Origin of the sequence: Nostoc sp. DedVER02 (genome assembly GCF_034530675.2) — a bacterium.
In the GTDB taxonomy this organism is placed as follows: domain Bacteria; phylum Cyanobacteriota; class Cyanobacteriia; order Cyanobacteriales; family Nostocaceae; genus Nostoc.
This window is the reverse complement of record NZ_JAVRCP020000001.1, coordinates 50,507-66,512: the sequence shown is the minus strand read 5'-3', so window position 1 is coordinate 66,512 and position 16,006 is coordinate 50,507. Positions and strand designations below refer to the sequence as shown.

Here is a 16,006-nt window from a genome sequence, read left to right as displayed (position 1 = left end):
AAGCTTCGCGTCATCCCTTCCCCTGAATATTCACCCAGATATCTTGTCTTCCCATTGAATGTCTAGTCAATTAGTTGACCTGACATCGGGCTGAAAACTCAGCCGGAGGGATGACGCGAAGCTTGGCAGGAAACTAGGAATTCTGCTGCTGAGACAGCCACCAAAAACCTGCGTTTTAGAGTGCGGTTGTTTGTTCTGTCTCATATACAGAGTTACATAGATCACCCTGATTTGTCAATATACTTATTTATGAAGATTCGTAAAAGCGTAGATGCGTAGTGGTTTGTCTTAGACATTGCCTGAAATCTATCAACTTTAAAATCATCTATGGCATTCTTTCAAAGCCAGCATATTATTTAATAATAAAAGCAGATCGCCAGCTATTTTTAAAGCGCTTGCTGAAAAGTCTTGATGGCATCAACATGATTCACCATATTAATGCAACGTAATAACAAATCCAGATCGATCCCTTTGACCTCCTCACTATTAGAAACCCTCTCATAGTGAAGTGCATCACCCTCTTTCCGCAGGTGATAAACTTCTAACACACCATCTTCCCAAAACCATACTTCTGGAATCAAGAGCCGCTTATATGCCTCCAGCTTGTCGATCCCGCCACTGGTAAATACCACCTCAATCACCAGATCGGGACGCACTTGACCTGGAGCCAGTTTATAAGATTCATCCGCCTCATGCTTGACAGCACCGACTTCACTTTCTAAGGTCATTGAGCCAGTAGGAGTAAAGTCAAACCCTGCTACAAGTAAGTACAGTTCCAGCAATGCAGCAATTCTTTTCTTAACGGTTTCGTGTGGTTCTCCAGGCATTCTTCGGATCTCCAAAACTCCATCTAGAAAAGAGAGCCTATATCCTGGACGGTTTAGCAACTGCTGAACTGTTTTGAATTCTCTCCAGGTTAATCCCTCAAACAACAGGGGTGATTCCTGACGGGGCGTAGCGATCGCTGCTGGGGTCATTTGAGTCTCCAGTCTGTTTGCAGATGAGAAATAATTCCGGCTTAGGAAGGCAGTTTGTTTATTTTAACTTTTATTGGACTAATTTACGGTTTGCTTTGTGCGATCGCACCATACAAAATACCTAAAATCCTCTTAATATCCTTAATATAATATTCACTCAAATCAATCGAAACTATATTGCCTTCAAGCTTAAGGAATTGCCAGAGCGTACCTATAGTAACAGCACCATATATAGCTTTGATTTGATTTCCAACTCTCTCGTTAAATAACTGAGCCGCTACCATTTCGGCAATACATTGAGCTAAACCAGACCTCAAATTCTCATTTTTACTTTCTACCAAAACAATCACCGGACTACGTACAAACAACTGCTCCGAAGAAAGACTCAAAATAAAATCAAAAAAGCCGTTTAATCCTCGCTGGCTATCAACAGTAAAATCAACTCCCGAAAAAAAGCTTATTTCATAATTAAACTTGCGTCTAATTTCTAATAAAATTGGACTAATTATCATCTCGCTTCGAGCTTTTTCTGAACTTATCGCTACTGCTAAATCAACATTTTCTCTAAGAAGAGTAGATAACAAATCACTACATTATTGCTCCTGGACATTTGCGAATAGTCCAGATGATTCGTAGATAACTAACCCAAAAGAATCAATAACATCAATAAGTTTAAAGTCACTATAAGCCATAAAACTTACTCCTTTGGCTTATAACTAATAATAAAGTTTAAAAATTCCGCTTTGGTGGAAACACCTTAGCTAAATCAAGAGATAAATCAGGGAAGCAGGGAAAAGTTATTATCTCATTTGACAAGAAAATTCGCTTATTTGAATAACCATATCTGCCTTGATTATCCTGATATGGTTCACTGTAAGCTTCCAAATAATTATCGAATAAATTGAATATCCAATAATCAGTAATACCCACTTTAGCATACAGAGGTATTTTAACGTCTTGATCATAAGCTAAAGAAGAATCGGAAACCTCCATCACCAATAACACATCAGTCGGTTTAGGGTGAGACGAGAGATAATTATCATCTCGGTTTTGAACAATCGCAAAATCTGGTTCGGGTTCGCTGTTAGGTGGCAAAGTAATCGGGGCTTGAGATTGTAGAGTTGCCCTATCTGCTACAATCTTTGGGAGTTGTTTCCATAAATTTCTTAGACAAGTTTCATGGGCTGTACCTTTGGATGCCATTTCAATAATTTCCCCGTTGATTAATTCAATATGGTCATCTTCATGGAAAAAGCCCAATTCTCCAAGCCTGTGGTATTCATCCAGTGTGAAGCGTTTAGCTTGAGCAATACTCATAACCTTACCTTTGATCTCATTGCCATAATACTTATTCTAAATGTCCCAGAAATTGGTATGCTAAAGGCCGAGAGTCGCTATTGAAAAAACAATGCCTGCGCCTACTATCAATCCCACGATCGCTGCCTTTCCCTTGACTGCCGTAGTCGGTCAAGAAGCAATTAAATTAGCCTTGCTGTTAGCAGCAGTCGATCCTGGTTTGGGAGGAGTAGCGATCGCAGGTCGTCGTGGTACGGCAAAATCTGTAATGGCTCGTGCTATCCACGCCTTACTACCACCCATTGAAGTTGTCAAAGGTTCAATCAGTAATTGTGACCCCAATCACCCAGAAGAATGGGACGATCAACTTTTGGCGGAGTACGCAGACAAAGATATTCAAGATGTTCCCGTAGAAATCATTCCCGCACCTTTTTTGCAAATCCCTCTAGGTATTACAGAAGACCGACTCCTCGGTTCAGTGGATGTAGAAAAGTCAGTAAAACAAGGTGATACTATTTTTCAGCCGGGATTACTCGCTACAGCAAACCGTGGTGTACTATACGTAGATGAAATTAATTTATTAGACGATCAAATATCAAATCAGCTTCTAACAGTATTATCTGAGGGACGCAACCAGATAGAACGGGAAGGAATTAGTTTTCAGCATCCGTGCAAATCCCTATTTATTGCGACTTACAATCCAGAAGAAGGCGGATTACGGGAGCATTTATTAGATAGAATTGCGATCGCACTCTCTGCTGACGGTATACTCGGTTTAGATCAAAGGGTAGAAGCAGTTGAAGTTGCGATCGCTTATTCTAAATCTCCCCAAGATTTTCTCCAACAGTACAACGAAGACTTAGACTCCCTGAAAACCCAAATCATTTTGGCACGGGAATGGTTGAAAGAAGTCATCATCACCCATGAGCAAATTACCTATTTAGTAGATGAGGCCATTCGCGGAGGAGTTCAGGGACATCGCGCCGAGTTATTCGCCACGCGGGTTGCCAAAGCTGCGGCGGCTTTGGAGGGACGAACAACAGTTAATGCCGAAGATTTGCGCCGTGCGGTGGAACTGGTGATTGTACCACGCGCCACAGTTGTGCAGACACCACCAGATCAAGCGCCGCCACCTCCTCCACCGCCACCGCAACAGAATCAAGAAGAAACCCAAGACGAATCAGAAGAGGAACAAGAAGAACAGGAAGAACAGGAAGAAAATCAAGAGCAAGAACCCCCCGACATCCCGGAAGAATTTATATTTGATCCAGAAGGGGTAATCCTTGATGACAGCGTGCTGTATTTTACTCAAACGGCGAAGCGGCAAGGTAAATCTGGTAGTCGCAGTGTCATTTTTTCCGATGACAGGGGACGCTACATTAAGCCGATGTTGCCCAAAGGGAAAGCGCGACGCATTGCAGTAGATGCTACCCTAAGAGCAGCTGCTCCTTATCAAAAAGCACGCAGAGAAAGACAACCAGATAGAAAAGTTATTGTCGAACAGCCTGATATTCGCTCAAAACGCCTAGTACGCAAAGCCGGGGCGTTGGTAGTATTTGTGGTAGATGCTTCTGGCTCAATGGCCTTGAATCGAATGCAATCGGCGAAAGGTGCAGTGATGCAACTATTAACAGAAGCTTATCAAAATCGCGATCAAATAGCATTAATTCCTTTTAGAGGAGAACAGGCAGAGGTATTATTGCCTCCAACACGTTCTATTGCTTTAGCGCGTAACCGTTTGGAAAGGTTGCCCTGTGGTGGGGGTTCGCCCTTAGCGCATGGTTTAACTCAAGCTGTGCGCGTCGGCTTAAATGCCCAGATGAGTGGAGATATTGGGCAAGTTGTCCTTGTAGCAATCACCGATGGGCGGGGTAATATTCCCTTAGCGCGTTCTTTGGGTGAACAGCTAGAACCAGGAGAAAAGCCAGATATCAAAGGAGAATTATTAGAAATTGCTGCTAGAATTCGTGCTTTGGGGATGCAACTATTAGTAATTGATACGGAAAGTAAATTTGTGTCTACTGGCTTTGCTAAAGAATTATCGCAAACAGCAGGCGGTAAATATTATCATTTGCCAAAAGCGACAGATCAAGCTATTGCTGCTATGACCAAAGGTGCGATCGCTGATTTAAAATCTAGATAATTGGTCATTTGTCATTGGATTTTTGACTATGAACCAGTGGGCATTACCTGTGGTTGTAAATAGCAAATCAAATCTTGGATTCCCTTTTGCAGATACCGCGTTACCGTCATTGGACTAGTGCCAATATTTTTAGCAGCATCCTTGCGAGAAAGTTCCTTTAAAAATACCATTTCGACTGCCATACGGGGCTTTTCTTCCAACATATTTATTGCACCTTGCAGTTGTTGGCGTTCTTCTTCCTGTTGCAGAAGAACATGAGAACGAGGACAAGGAAGTGCTTCACCCAAAGTTATTTGGCAATCAACATAGTTAACTGCGGTTGCATCTAAACTCAAAGGCATCCGATTTTGAGCGGCTAATTTGGTTTCTTGCCATTCTTGCACAGATACCCGGAGTTGGCTGGCAATTTCAGCATCCTTGGGCTGACGACCTAAAGACATTGCTAAGTCCTTGCGAATCTTTTGCCCCTCATTATATAATTCTTGCCAACGACGGGGAATTTTTAATAGAGTACTGCGATCGCGCAAAAAGTGCAGCATCTCACCGCGAATGTATGGCACTGCAAAGGAACTAAAAGCATATCCTTGGCTAGGATCGAAACGTTCAATAGCCCTAATCAAACCAAAATACCCAATTTGTTCTAAATCTTCATAAGGTTCATTACATTGATGGCTGAATTTATGAGCCATCTTCCGTACTAAGCCAGTGTGTAACTGTACAAGTTTATTACGAAGTTTAATAGAAGGATTCTGGTGGTACAAGTGTAATAATTCTATACCATCAGTTCGTAAAGAGGACTCACTTGTTGCCATATACATTCCCTTGTTGTAACCCCATTCCTCAGAAAATGGAGTTGCGTATATTTTCTTCTAAGCTGTTATTATTTTGCTTAGTCAGGGAAGAATAAGCCATCGTCGTTTCACTGAACTTATCAGGGGTCTAACTCCACAATTCGGTATTTGTACGCATGATTTTTCTAACCTCTCTGTTGCAGGTTATTTTTATTTTTTACATAACTATTGAATGGCAGAGAATGTTTAGCTTTTGCAACAAAAACTAGCTATTTATGCTGAACAATGCATTACTGACCTAATGGCCATCCGTCATACTGAGTGCAGCGTGGTTAGGTACTTAATTAATCGCAAAAGAGACTGGGAAATTTTATCTCTGAGTATGCACTGTCATTAATAAAGGTCGGGAATCAAAATTAGAAGTTGAGTTGAGAAACAAAACCCAAGCTACAAAAAACAGAATTCCGATTCATTTTTATGGGGATTTGTACTTAGTTGGGTCTGAGGATACATTTCTATTCAATATTGATAAGATGGAAACTTTGGAAACCTAGTAGAAAAATAAAAACAGGTGATTGACATGCCAGTTTGGTCGGTGTCACACTTCCTTGTGCTAAACAGAAGGGTGAATAATGAAAATCACGTGGGAAAAACTTAACCAGATCCAAAATGGTACTAACTGCATCTATCACCTATTCTTTAGCCATCTTAAACTGGTTGCGTCTAAATTTTTGGCTGTTAACTGCAAAGATTGGTAAGAATAGGAATAAGCAGAACGTTTTCCTAAAAAACAGTTTTTCAATATGAGCAATACCAGTAATTTTCGTGAAGCTATGCGTGAGGCTAAATCTCACGCCCTAGTTGGCCCAAACGTGATTGCCAACGCCCTCCCCTACGTCGGTGGTGGATTAGTGCTAACGGCATTAGGAACCTACGGCGGTTTGGGAGTTATCCGTACTAACCCTGAAATATTCTTTCCCACCTTCATCGGTGCGGTGATTTTGGAGTTAATTTTGTTCTTTGTTGCCCAAAATGTTGCCCAAAAAGGTAACAAGGGACTTGCGCTACCCTTGTTAGCAACCTACAGCCTCTTGTCTGGATATACCCTCAGTGGGTTGGTATTTGTCGCCTTGAGATCCCAAGGTGTTGGCATTCAAGGCATTGGATTGGCTGCCCTTGGTTGTGGCGTTACTTTTATTGCTGCCCGTCAAATTGGTTCAAATCTTTCTGAACAAGACGGCATGGCTTTGACGAAAACCATCAATCTTGGTGTTATGGCATTGGTGGTTGTGTGCCTTGTCCAATTCGGGTTTGCCATGTTTGGTGTTTACACACCAAATTGGTTAGAAATCGCCATCTCTGGTTTAGGAGTATTCCTGTTTGTTGGGGTTTCTGTTGTCGATTTTTACATCTTGCCCCGCACTTACAGCGATGATCAATATCTGCCTGCTGCTTTGTCGATGTACTTAACTTACATCAACTTGTTTGTCTTTATCTTGCGATTACTAATTGCTATCAATGGCCGCGATTAAGCACCCGTAAGTAGAAAAATTTAACAAATATATCAACCGTGGTCAAGCATTAGCAGCCACGGTTTTTTGTGGAATAAGGAACTAAAGCAATTTTAGTAATACAATATGTAGTAAGTTTTCAACCACAGTGAGTAAAATCATGCTGGAACTCTTAAACATCAAACGCGAAGTAGAAAGGTTATCAAATATCTTGGCTAAGGCTGAAGGCTGTCTTTGACGTTCGAGAACTGAGTGCGAGAATTGAGGACTTGAATCAATTAGTTTCTCAAACTACTTTCTGGCATAATTCTGTCACTTCCCGTCAGACACTTCAAGAAATTGATTCACTCAACGCTACAAAGAAACAATATCAGCGATCGCACTTCATTCTAGACGAGATCGAGGCTGCACTAGAACTACTAGAATTGTCTGCTGATAAAGAATTGTTGCAAGAGGTGCAAACCAACCTTTCCCAACTCCAGCAAGAACTCGAAACATTAGAAATACAACAATTACTGTCCGACCCCTGCGACCAAAAGGGGGCATTCTTGGCAATTACGGCTGAGGTTGGAAGTATAGATGCCCAAGACTGGGCAGCTATGTTATTACAGCTATATTATCGTTGGGCAGTAAACCATAACCATAAAGTGTATCTAGTGGAAGAGTCAGCAGGTGATTTAGGAGGGTTCAAACATGCCACCCTGGAAATTATAGGGCGTTATGCTTATGGCTGACTAAAATCGGAACAAGGAACTCATGCAAGAATAGAGCGAATTTCTCCTGTTCATGGCAATGGCAAACGGCATACTTGCCTAGCCAGCGTAGAAGTCAGCCCGATTTTAGATGAGTCTGTTGATTTTGAGATTCCAGAGAAGCATTTAGAAATTACTTTGCCGCGCCATCGGCGGAATGTCAACCGCCCAGAAACATGGGTGCGGTTATTTCACATTCCTACTGGGATTAGTGTATTTTGTAAGGAGGAACGCAGTCAGATGCAAAACAGAGAGAAAGCCTTAGCTATTCTCAAGAGTAAACTGTTTGCGAGCGCACTAGCCCAAAATGTCCCGCTTGATAAAATTCAACCTCGACTGATAAAATCTCTATCCAGTAAGCTCATCCGTGAATATATCTTACATCCTTACACCAAGGTGAAAGATTTACGTACCAATGTAGAAACACCTGCTTCGACTGAGGTTTTGAACGGTAAAATCGATCTGTTTATCAAAGCCTATCTGCAACAGTTAAATCGCACTACTTCAGAGGACAAAGAAGCACTTGATAATTTCAAGTAACTTTTGTAACTTAATATAAGTGGTGCAGAGTGAAATTGCTCAACTACAGCTAAAATTAATAAATGTCAGTAGAATAATGAGCAATTTCCGAATCCAAAGCGCTCTATCTATCATTCAACAAGCACTATGGAAGTTTTAGAACTCAAACGCGAAATCGAAACGTTGTCTAGCCGCCTGGGTAAAACCCAGGACTATCTTTGACGTACCTGCACTGACAGCCAAAATTCAAGACCTCGAAAAAATATCAGCGCAGCCAGAATTTTGGGATAACCAAACCGAAGCTCAACAAACGCTACAAGAACTCAACGACCTGAAAGCCCACCTAGAACAATACGATCGCTGGCACGCCAATCTAGAAGATACTAGGGCAGTTGTTGAATTGTTAGAGTTAGAAACTGACGAGGCACTACTGCAAGAAGCAGAATCTACCATCACTAAACTGAATCGTGACCTAGATCAGTGGGAGTTACAACAGTTACTTTCCGGCCCCTATGATGCCGAAGGTGCTGTACTGACAATTAGTGCTGGTGCTGGTGGCACAGATGCTCAAGATTGGGCATTTATGCTGATGCGGATGTACACCCGTTGGGCTGAAGCTCACGGTTATAAGGTAACTTTAGCTGAAGAGTCCGAGGGTGATGAAGCCGGAATTAAATCGGCAACCCTAGAAATTACTGGTCGCTATGCCTATGGTTACTTGCGATCGGAAATGGGTACACATCGCTTAGTGCGGATTTCACCTTTTAATGCCAACGGCAAACGACAAACCAGTTTTGCAGGGGTGGAAGTGATGCCGCAGATTGATAACTCTGTGCAATTGGATATTCCAGATAAAGATTTGGAAATCACCACAACTCGATCTGGTGGTAAAGGTGGGCAAAACGTCAACAAAGTAGAAACTGCGGTGCGGATTGTTCACCTTCCTACAGGTCTTGCAGTGCGCTGTACAGAAGAGCGATCGCAGCTGCAAAATAAAGAGAAAGCCCTAAATCGCCTCAAAGCAAAGCTTTTGGTCATCGCTAAGGAACAACGCGCCCAAGAAATTGCCGAGATTCGTGGTGATATGGTAGAGGCTTCCTGGGGAAACCAAATCCGTAACTATGTATTTCATCCTTACCAAATGGTGAAGGATTTACGCACAAACACAGAAACAACGGCAATTGGCGATGTAATGAATGGCGAACTTGATACATTCATTCAAGCTTATCTGCGTCAAGAAAATAAATTAGTAGAAAACACTTCTGCATAATTTGGAATTATTTACAAGTGCTAAGTAATGATTTTTATATTACTTAGCACTTGTTATTTATTTTTGAGAATTTCAGATTAGCGCGACACCAATAGCGATCCCTGCGGGTAAGCAAGCTACGCGCAGCGTCTCCTAGAGAAGTTTTAGCAAGTATTCAAGGGTCATAGCCCGTCGTAGACATCGCATAAAATTCCCTCTTAGCCCGCATTTCTCACAAGCTCCAAAGCGATTGATGATGAGTAATAAGTAATGGGTAATGAGTAATAAGTAATGGGTAATGAGTAATAAGTAAAAGAGCAACAGGCGCAAAAAAGCGTGCAAGAACTTCTTACTTCTTACTATGCACTCCTTACTCACTACTGGTTGCATAGTAAGAAGTAAGAAGTAATGAGTAAGAAACAAGAAATAAGATATTGAAGTATTCGCTCATAACTCATTACTCACTACTCATTACTCCTCCATTCGAGATGTGGTGAGAAATCCGGGTTAGGGACTTTCAAAAAATAAATTATCCGATTTCACCGAATCAAAACGATTTTCTCTCCCCTGCTCCCTGCCCCCCTGCCATTCCCTTCTTGGGGCGTTTTCAGAGAATTTCTGAGCAATATACAGGCGATCGCTATTCTAGCCCAGACCAACTGTTACAGTTATAAAAGAGTCTGTAGACAAATAACTATGAGCAACTCTCCTTCAACAGAACCTCAACCTAGCTACGTAAAACTTGCCATGCGAAACATGGTGCGGAAGGGTGCAACTTCCCTGAAGCATTTTGGATTGACCGCCGTAGGGCTTTTAGCTCTCTTGGTTGGTCTTGCTTATCTAACTCACTAACGACAAAACCGTAAACCTCAGATAAGGAGACTATGTGCCGCTGAGTGTTGAACTATATGTGGATGATTCTTTTTACGAGTTGTCCCCAACGACATCTGTAAAAATTGCGGACGCTGATTCCCGAATTTCTCCTGAAACTTGGGAAAATTGGTTTAATCACTGGTTGGAAATACTTCACCCTCACATTCCGCCAGCGCCAAGTTATGAAATCGGATTGCGTTTGACAGACGACTCGCAAATTCAAGAACTGAATGCTCAGTATCGTCAACAAAATAAGCCTACAGACGTTTTAGCTTTTGCTGCTTTAGAAGTGGATTTTCCACAAAGCAAAGAAATGCTTGCCTCTGTACCATTATACTTAGGTGATATTATTGTTTCTGTAGATATAGCACAGCGTCAAGCTCAACAGCAGGAACATAGCTTACAAACTGAGCTAGCTTGGTTAGCATCTCACGGTTTATTACACCTCTTGGGCTGGGATCATCCTGACGAGGAAAGTTTGGGGCGAATGTTAAAACAGCAAGTAAGATTGCTGAACGCAATAGGTATTGCTATTGACATTGAATAGCAGTAGTTATGTGTTCTTAATGTTAATTTTGGGTAATGCTTTTATAATACTTCTGTGGAAAATTGCTTAAAGATTGCCTCAAAGTTAATTCTGCCATTAAGATCGGCGAATATTCCCACTGTAGCAACTCTATTTTTGTATTTTTAAGTCTATGTCCCCAAAAATTTCTCCATCACCAACGTCTACCTCGTTACAAACACTGGTGTCTAACGAACGGGAATTTTCCTGGAAAGTAGCCTCTAATCTATTTGTGAGTTTTAAATATGCTTGGGCTGGAATCAGCTATAGTTTTCAAACTCAACGTAATTTTCGCATCCACGTAAGTGTTTGTGCAATGGCGATCGCTTTAAGCGTCTTTTTGCACCTGCAAGCCGTGGAAATAGCGGTAATTGGTATAACTAGTGGTTTAGTTTTGGCATTAGAGTTATTAAATACAGCGATCGAGTCTCTTGTGGACTTAACCGTTAAGCAGACATACCATGAATTGGCGAAAATTGCTAAAGATTGTGCGGCTGGTGCAGTTCTTGTGTCTGCTTTGGTAGCCGTACTGGTAGCTGGTACGCTGTTGCTCCCTCCTTTGGTAAAGTTAATTATATCGACTTTGTAAATATGATTTGCGTAGGCGTAGCCCAACCCAGGTATCGCAAAGTGACTTGGTAAAAGGATTGCACTCTACCCGCATTTTGAGGAAGACATTATAAGCAATTCAAAATTTTAGAAGTGGCCGGTTGTAAAGTAGCCGCTTTATATTTATCTGTCTACTTTAGCGTTATTTTTATATCTAGCGAACAATTAGCATCAGTAATCTGATGAGAGCTAAAAACCAGGGGTGATGAGCTTTGATTATAGTTATCGACAATTACGACAGTTTTACATATAACTTAGTGCAGTATCTGGGAGAATTAGCAGCAGAATTCCCAGTGGCAGATGATATTAAAGTTTTTCGTAACGACAAGATATCCATAGATGAGATTCGGGCATTAAAGCCGGAAGCTGTGGTTATTTCTCCTGGGCCTGGTCGCCCGGAAGATGCCGGTATTTCCTTAGAGTTAATTAAACAGCTAGGCCAAGAATTGCCAATCTTGGGTGTCTGTTTGGGACATCAAAGCATTGGTCAAGTATTCGGTGGTAAAATAATTCCTGCTCCAGAATTGATGCATGGCAAAACCTCTCAAGTGTCTCATACTGGAGTGGGGGTTTTCCGGGGATTAGAAAATCCTCTAACCGCCACCAGGTATCATAGTTTGGTCATCGAACGTGAGACTTGCCCAGATGTGTTAGAAATCACCGCTTGGGTTGAAGATAACACCATTATGGGAGTGCGACACCGGAACTATCCTCACATTCAGGGAGTCCAGTTTCACCCAGAGAGTGTCCTGACATCTTCAGGAAAACAGTTATTGCGAAATTTTCTGGAACAGTTACAGTCGAGAACATAATTAATGAAACGACGACAATTGATGGGCTATGCTGGGGCGGGGTTGGCCACAGCTTTAGTTACTACCTTGACTGAATCTCAAGCTGACGCACAATCTAGCGGTTTATCAGTTCAGTGGCTAGGTCATACTTGCTTTCTTTTTACTGGTGGCGGTGCGAAAATTCTTGTCAATCCATTTCGGTCGGTCGGCTGTACTGCTAAGTATCGTCCACCAAAAGTTGCAGCAGATTTGGTACTAATTAGCAGTCAACTGCTAGATGAAGGTGCTGTAGATGTACTACCGGGAAATGCAAAACTCATCTACGAACCAGGAGTTTACGAGTTTAAAGGTATTAAGTTCCAAGGAATTGCCATAGACCACGATCGCAAAGGTGGTAAACAGTTTGGCTCAAATACTGCTTGGAGTTGGAAGCAAGGTGGAATTAATATCCTACACTTAGGCGGGGCTGCTGCACCTATTTCCATTGAGCAAAAAATCTTGATGGGACGGCCCGATGTAGTATTCATTCCAGTAGGAGGCAGCGCAAAAGCCTACAATGCTCAGGAAGCAAAGCAGGCTATTCAAGTATTAAACCCTAAACTGGTGATTCCAACCCATTACCGGACACAGGCGGCTGATGCTGCTAAGTGCGATATTTCACCACTTGATGATTTTTTGACTTTAATGCAAGGCATGAAAGTACGACGCAGCAACGGAGATAGTATTTCTATTAGCCCTAAAGATTTGCCAGAAAATGGGGAAATTCAGGTTTTGACTTACAAATTTTAACGATCTGGAGATGAAGGAGTAGGAGAAAATGAGAAAAAACAAAGGCTATTAATCGCGTCTTTACTCCCACCTTTTGTACAGACGCGATTAATCGCGTCTCTTGACTTTTAGAACGTATACCAGCCTGCACCAAGCTTATCTGCATCGCTGATAGTATCTCTAATTGCTGTTGTCCCATCCATAGTCCAAATTCTGTCTGAACCTGCTGTCTGATCGCGCCAGTAGATATCGGTCTTACCGTCGCCGTTGAAGTCGCCAAAAGATGGTGTCAAGTCCGCCTTATTAGTTGGTAAGAAAGCTTCAGTAGTAACTGTTGTACCATCCATCAACCAAGCAGTGTTCTCGCCTGTGGTTCCATTGCGCCAAAAGATATCGGTCTTACCATCGCCGTTGAAATCACCAATTTTGGAAGTCCAGGATGAGTCAAGTGTTCCCAAAGCGCCTTCTGTGACTAAGATACCATTCATCGTCCAAACCTTATTCTCGCCGGTTCCAGCGTTTCTCCAGAGAATGTCAGTCTTATAGTCGCCGTTGAAATCACCAAGGTTAGCAGTCCAGGCTGCGTCTTGGGATTGTAGTCCAAGTTCAGTCTTTTGCGTACCATCCATAAACCAAGCGCTGTTATCGCCAGTTGTAGCGTTGCGCCAGAAGATATCACTCTTGCCATTGCCGTCGAAATCAACAATGGTAGGAGTTAGTGCTGGGTCTGTAGTGTCTAGAACAGTTGCACTCAAAACTGTTGTGCCATCCATCTCCCAAATAGCGTTCTCACCGGTTGTACTATTGTGCCAGAAGATATCGGTTTTGCGATCGCCATTGAAATCCCCGATTTGAGGACTCCAAGCTGCATCAACGCTAGTTAGAGAAGCTGCATTAGCAACTTTGGTTCCATCCATCAGCACAACGCTATTCTCACCGGTTGACTTATTGCGTAATAAGAAGTCGGTTTTGCCATCATTGTTGAAATCCGCAATTTTGTAATCGTATGCGGATAGGTCATATTTACCCAAAGAACCCTGTTCAAGAACTTTTGTGCCATCCATCAACCGAATGACAATCTCACCGGTTGTAGAATCGACCCAAACTTTGTCTGTTTTGCCATCAGCGTTGAAGTCAGGAGTAATCGCCGCGCTAGTTAAGTAAGGATTAGGATTAGGATTTGCTGATGCTGTGATGGTATTGCTAGCTTGGGTAGATAATTCAGGTTGTAATGTTTGCGAGGAACTATTACTTTTAAATTCCAAATCAGAATTTAAAGTTGTCAAGCTTTGTGATTTTGTAAAAGAGTCTGATGCCCATTTAGATGTATTCAAAGACAAGTTTGAGGAATCTGACTTTCCAAACATGATGTGTTTTTATTACTGGTTGTCATATTTTTTTAGCTTTTTTTGGAAAGGCTTTTCTGTAATCAAATAACATTTACTAAGTTTTCCATATTTCTTTATAACTATTTCTTTTTGATAAATGTCAGTCTTTGAAGATAAAATTATGTTTATTTTAAATAATTGCAACTAAAACTTAAAGTTCACATAAATCATTCAAGAATATCTAGCTGTATTTTATGTACATATAAATGGTAAAAAACTTATTTTATGAATATTCTAAATTCCTCAATCAGAACAGAGCTTTCGAGTTATTAAAAAATTCTAAAAAATGAGTTTTTCAAGATAATTGATTGTTTTCCAATGATTTATGACTTGAGTGGAAACAAATATTGGTTAAAATAATTTAGATTAGCAATTAACGAAAAGCATGAATTGTGCAGTCGCTGGTTGCCAAGAGTGTAAAATAACACGATACTTTAATACATATATCAGTTATGCAAGCAGAATATCGGCAGCGTCGTGAGCAGTTAATGGCAAAAATTGGTGATGGTACAGCCATTTTTCGCAGTGCGCCAATGGCAGTAATGCACAACGATGTCGAGTATGTTTATCGCCAAGACAGTGATTTTTTCTACCTGACTGGTTTTAACGAACCGCAGGCAGTAGCAGTATTAGCACCGCATCATTCAGAACATCGGTTTGTGCTGTTTGTCCAACCGAAGGATCGCGAAAAGGAAGTATGGACTGGTTATCTTTCTGGAGTAGACGCAGCCAAGGAAATGTATGGTGCTGATGAAGCGTACCCCATTAATGAGTTAGATGAAAAGTTGCCGCAGTATTTAGAAAAAGCTAGCCGCCTTTATTATCATTTAGGACGCGATCGCACTTTCAATGACCAAATCCTGAGACATTACCAAAGTTTGCTGCGGACTTATCCTAAACGCGGTACTGGGCCGATAGCTATTGAAGATACTGGCCCTGTTCTCAACAGCATGAGACTAATTAAAAGTGAAGCAGAATTGGGATTGATGCGTCAAGCCGTTGCGATCGCAGTCGAAGCACACAATTACGCCCAAGAAATCACCGCACCCGGACGTTATGAGTATGAAATTCAAGCGGAGATGGAACGCATTTTTAGAGTGCGGGGTGGAATGGGGCCAGCTTATCCTTCGATTGTGGCCTCTGGGGTGAATGCTTGCGTACTCCACTACATTGAAAATAATCGTCAAATGCAGGATGGAGAATTACTGCTAATTGATGCTGGTTGTGCTTACGGTTATTACAACTCGGATATTACGCGGACATTTCCTGTTGGGGGTAAATTTACGCCAGAACAAAAGACACTGTATGAGATTGTATTGGAGGCGCAAAAACAAGCGATCGCTCAAATTAAACCAGGTAATTCCTTCAAATTAGTTCATGATACAGCAGTGCGCGTTATCACAGAAGGTTTAGTTGAACTTGGCATCCTCAAAGGTGAAATTGATAAGTTAATTGAAGAAGAGAAATATAAGCCATATTATATGCACCGCACCAGCCATTGGTTAGGTTTGGATGTTCATGATGTGGGTGTTTACCAGCACGGTGAAGATAAACCGCAGATTTTACAACCAGGTCAAATTTTGACGGTGGAACCGGGACTATATATTGTGCCTGACACCAAACTGGCAGAAGATCAACCACAGACCGATCCTCGATGGATTGGCATTGGTATTCGCATTGAGGATGATGTGTTAGTTACATCTGATGGACATGAGGTGTTAACTGCGGGAGTTCCCAAAGCAGTGGATGAAGTAGAAAGATAAAAAATGGGGAT

General features: G+C 41.7%; 14 protein-coding genes and 1 pseudogene. 10 read left to right on the top strand and 5 right to left on the bottom strand.

The features are described from left to right. Positions 1-386: 386 nt before the first annotated feature. The 3 genes from RMZ41_RS00260 to RMZ41_RS00250 all read right to left on the bottom strand — a co-directional run bounded on the left by RMZ41_RS00260 (position 387) and on the right by RMZ41_RS00250 (position 2,294). Positions 387-977 carry a Uma2 family endonuclease gene (locus RMZ41_RS00260; protein WP_322643123.1) on the bottom strand — a complete coding sequence of 197 codons (591 nt, stop codon included), beginning with the start codon at positions 975-977 and terminating at the stop codon, positions 387-389. A gap of 83 nt (positions 978-1,060) precedes the next feature. Beyond that, a complete protein-coding gene (locus tag RMZ41_RS00255; RefSeq protein WP_322643124.1) occupies positions 1,061-1,561 on the bottom strand; it encodes a hypothetical protein in 501 nt (166 codons plus the stop codon). A 145-nt stretch (positions 1,562-1,706) separates the two neighbouring features. Next, positions 1,707-2,294, bottom strand: a complete 588-nt coding sequence (locus tag RMZ41_RS00250) for a Uma2 family endonuclease (protein ID WP_322643125.1) — start codon at positions 2,292-2,294, stop codon at positions 1,707-1,709. A gap of 91 nt (positions 2,295-2,385) precedes the next feature. On the opposite strand from RMZ41_RS00250, the gene bchD reads away from it, so the two are divergent. Next, positions 2,386-4,416, top strand: coding sequence for a magnesium chelatase ATPase subunit D (gene bchD, locus RMZ41_RS00245; protein WP_322643126.1), 2,031 nt, complete (start codon positions 2,386-2,388; stop codon positions 4,414-4,416). Positions 4,417-4,442: 26 nt separating this feature from the next. Here the strand turns inward: bchD and RMZ41_RS00240 are convergent, their stop codons facing one another. Beyond that, positions 4,443-5,228, bottom strand: coding sequence for an RNA polymerase sigma factor SigF (locus RMZ41_RS00240; RefSeq protein WP_069069688.1), 786 nt, complete (start codon positions 5,226-5,228; stop codon positions 4,443-4,445). A gap of 782 nt (positions 5,229-6,010) precedes the next feature. On the opposite strand from RMZ41_RS00240, the gene RMZ41_RS00235 reads away from it, so the two are divergent. The 8 genes and pseudogenes from RMZ41_RS00235 to RMZ41_RS00200 all read left to right on the top strand — a co-directional run bounded on the left by RMZ41_RS00235 (position 6,011) and on the right by RMZ41_RS00200 (position 12,865). Next, entirely contained in the window at positions 6,011-6,739 is a 729-nt protein-coding gene (locus tag RMZ41_RS00235; RefSeq protein WP_322643127.1) for a Bax inhibitor-1 family protein, read from the top strand. A gap of 142 nt (positions 6,740-6,881) precedes the next feature. Next, positions 6,882-8,010 (top strand): annotated as a pseudogene (locus RMZ41_RS00230) (PCRF domain-containing protein). Positions 8,011-8,136: 126 nt separating this feature from the next. Further along, a protein-coding gene (prfB, locus tag RMZ41_RS00225; RefSeq protein ID WP_322643128.1) for a peptide chain release factor 2 occupies positions 8,137-9,259 on the top strand; the annotation gives its coding sequence in 2 pieces (ribosomal slippage) (positions 8,137-8,208 and positions 8,210-9,259; 1,122 coding nt in all). Positions 9,260-9,934: 675 nt separating this feature from the next. Further along, positions 9,935-10,090: a DUF3285 domain-containing protein gene (locus RMZ41_RS00220; RefSeq protein WP_094329633.1), complete on the top strand. Its 156-nt coding sequence runs from the start codon at positions 9,935-9,937 to the stop codon at positions 10,088-10,090. Between the two features lie 40 nt (positions 10,091-10,130). Further along, the gene (gene ybeY, locus RMZ41_RS00215) at positions 10,131-10,658 is read left to right on the top strand and encodes an rRNA maturation RNase YbeY (RefSeq protein ID WP_322643169.1); all 528 of its coding nucleotides are present in this window, start codon (positions 10,131-10,133) and stop codon (positions 10,656-10,658) included. Between the two features lie 151 nt (positions 10,659-10,809). Next, entirely contained in the window at positions 10,810-11,265 is a 456-nt protein-coding gene (locus RMZ41_RS00210) for a diacylglycerol kinase family protein (protein ID WP_322643129.1), read from the top strand. A 232-nt stretch (positions 11,266-11,497) separates the two neighbouring features. Further along, on the top strand, positions 11,498-12,097 hold the full coding sequence (locus RMZ41_RS00205; protein WP_322643130.1) for an aminodeoxychorismate/anthranilate synthase component II: 600 nt from the start codon (positions 11,498-11,500) through the stop codon (positions 12,095-12,097). Between the two features lie 3 nt (positions 12,098-12,100). Beyond that, positions 12,101-12,865 (top strand): MBL fold metallo-hydrolase, encoded by a 765-nt coding sequence (locus tag RMZ41_RS00200; protein ID WP_322643131.1) that lies wholly within the window; start codon positions 12,101-12,103, stop codon positions 12,863-12,865. A 107-nt stretch (positions 12,866-12,972) separates the two neighbouring features. Here the strand turns inward: RMZ41_RS00200 and RMZ41_RS00195 are convergent, their stop codons facing one another. Then, a complete protein-coding gene (locus tag RMZ41_RS00195; protein WP_322643132.1) occupies positions 12,973-14,211 on the bottom strand; it encodes a VCBS repeat-containing protein in 1,239 nt (412 codons plus the stop codon). A gap of 473 nt (positions 14,212-14,684) precedes the next feature. Between RMZ41_RS00195 and RMZ41_RS00190 the strand changes: the two genes are divergently transcribed. Next, positions 14,685-15,995 carry an aminopeptidase P N-terminal domain-containing protein gene (locus RMZ41_RS00190; protein ID WP_322643133.1) on the top strand — a complete coding sequence of 437 codons (1,311 nt, stop codon included), beginning with the start codon at positions 14,685-14,687 and terminating at the stop codon, positions 15,993-15,995. Positions 15,996-16,006: the final 11 nt, after the last annotated feature.

Coding starts and splice junctions, on each gene's coding strand:
- RMZ41_RS00220 (WP_094329633.1), top strand. CDS start 9,935: ATGAGCAACTCTCCTTCAACAGAACCTCAACCTAGCTACGTAAAACTT.
- RMZ41_RS00240 (WP_069069688.1), bottom strand. CDS start 5,228: ATGGCAACAAGTGAGTCCTCTTTACGAACTGATGGTATAGAATTATTA.
- RMZ41_RS00260 (WP_322643123.1), bottom strand. CDS start 977: ATGACCCCAGCAGCGATCGCTACGCCCCGTCAGGAATCACCCCTGTTG.
- RMZ41_RS00190 (WP_322643133.1), top strand. CDS start 14,685: ATGCAAGCAGAATATCGGCAGCGTCGTGAGCAGTTAATGGCAAAAATT.
- bchD (WP_322643126.1), top strand. CDS start 2,386: ATGCCTGCGCCTACTATCAATCCCACGATCGCTGCCTTTCCCTTGACT.
- RMZ41_RS00195 (WP_322643132.1), bottom strand. CDS start 14,211: ATGTTTGGAAAGTCAGATTCCTCAAACTTGTCTTTGAATACATCTAAA.
- RMZ41_RS00250 (WP_322643125.1), bottom strand. CDS start 2,294: ATGAGTATTGCTCAAGCTAAACGCTTCACACTGGATGAATACCACAGG.
- RMZ41_RS00235 (WP_322643127.1), top strand. CDS start 6,011: ATGAGCAATACCAGTAATTTTCGTGAAGCTATGCGTGAGGCTAAATCT.
- RMZ41_RS00210 (WP_322643129.1), top strand. CDS start 10,810: ATGTCCCCAAAAATTTCTCCATCACCAACGTCTACCTCGTTACAAACA.
- RMZ41_RS00200 (WP_322643131.1), top strand. CDS start 12,101: ATGAAACGACGACAATTGATGGGCTATGCTGGGGCGGGGTTGGCCACA.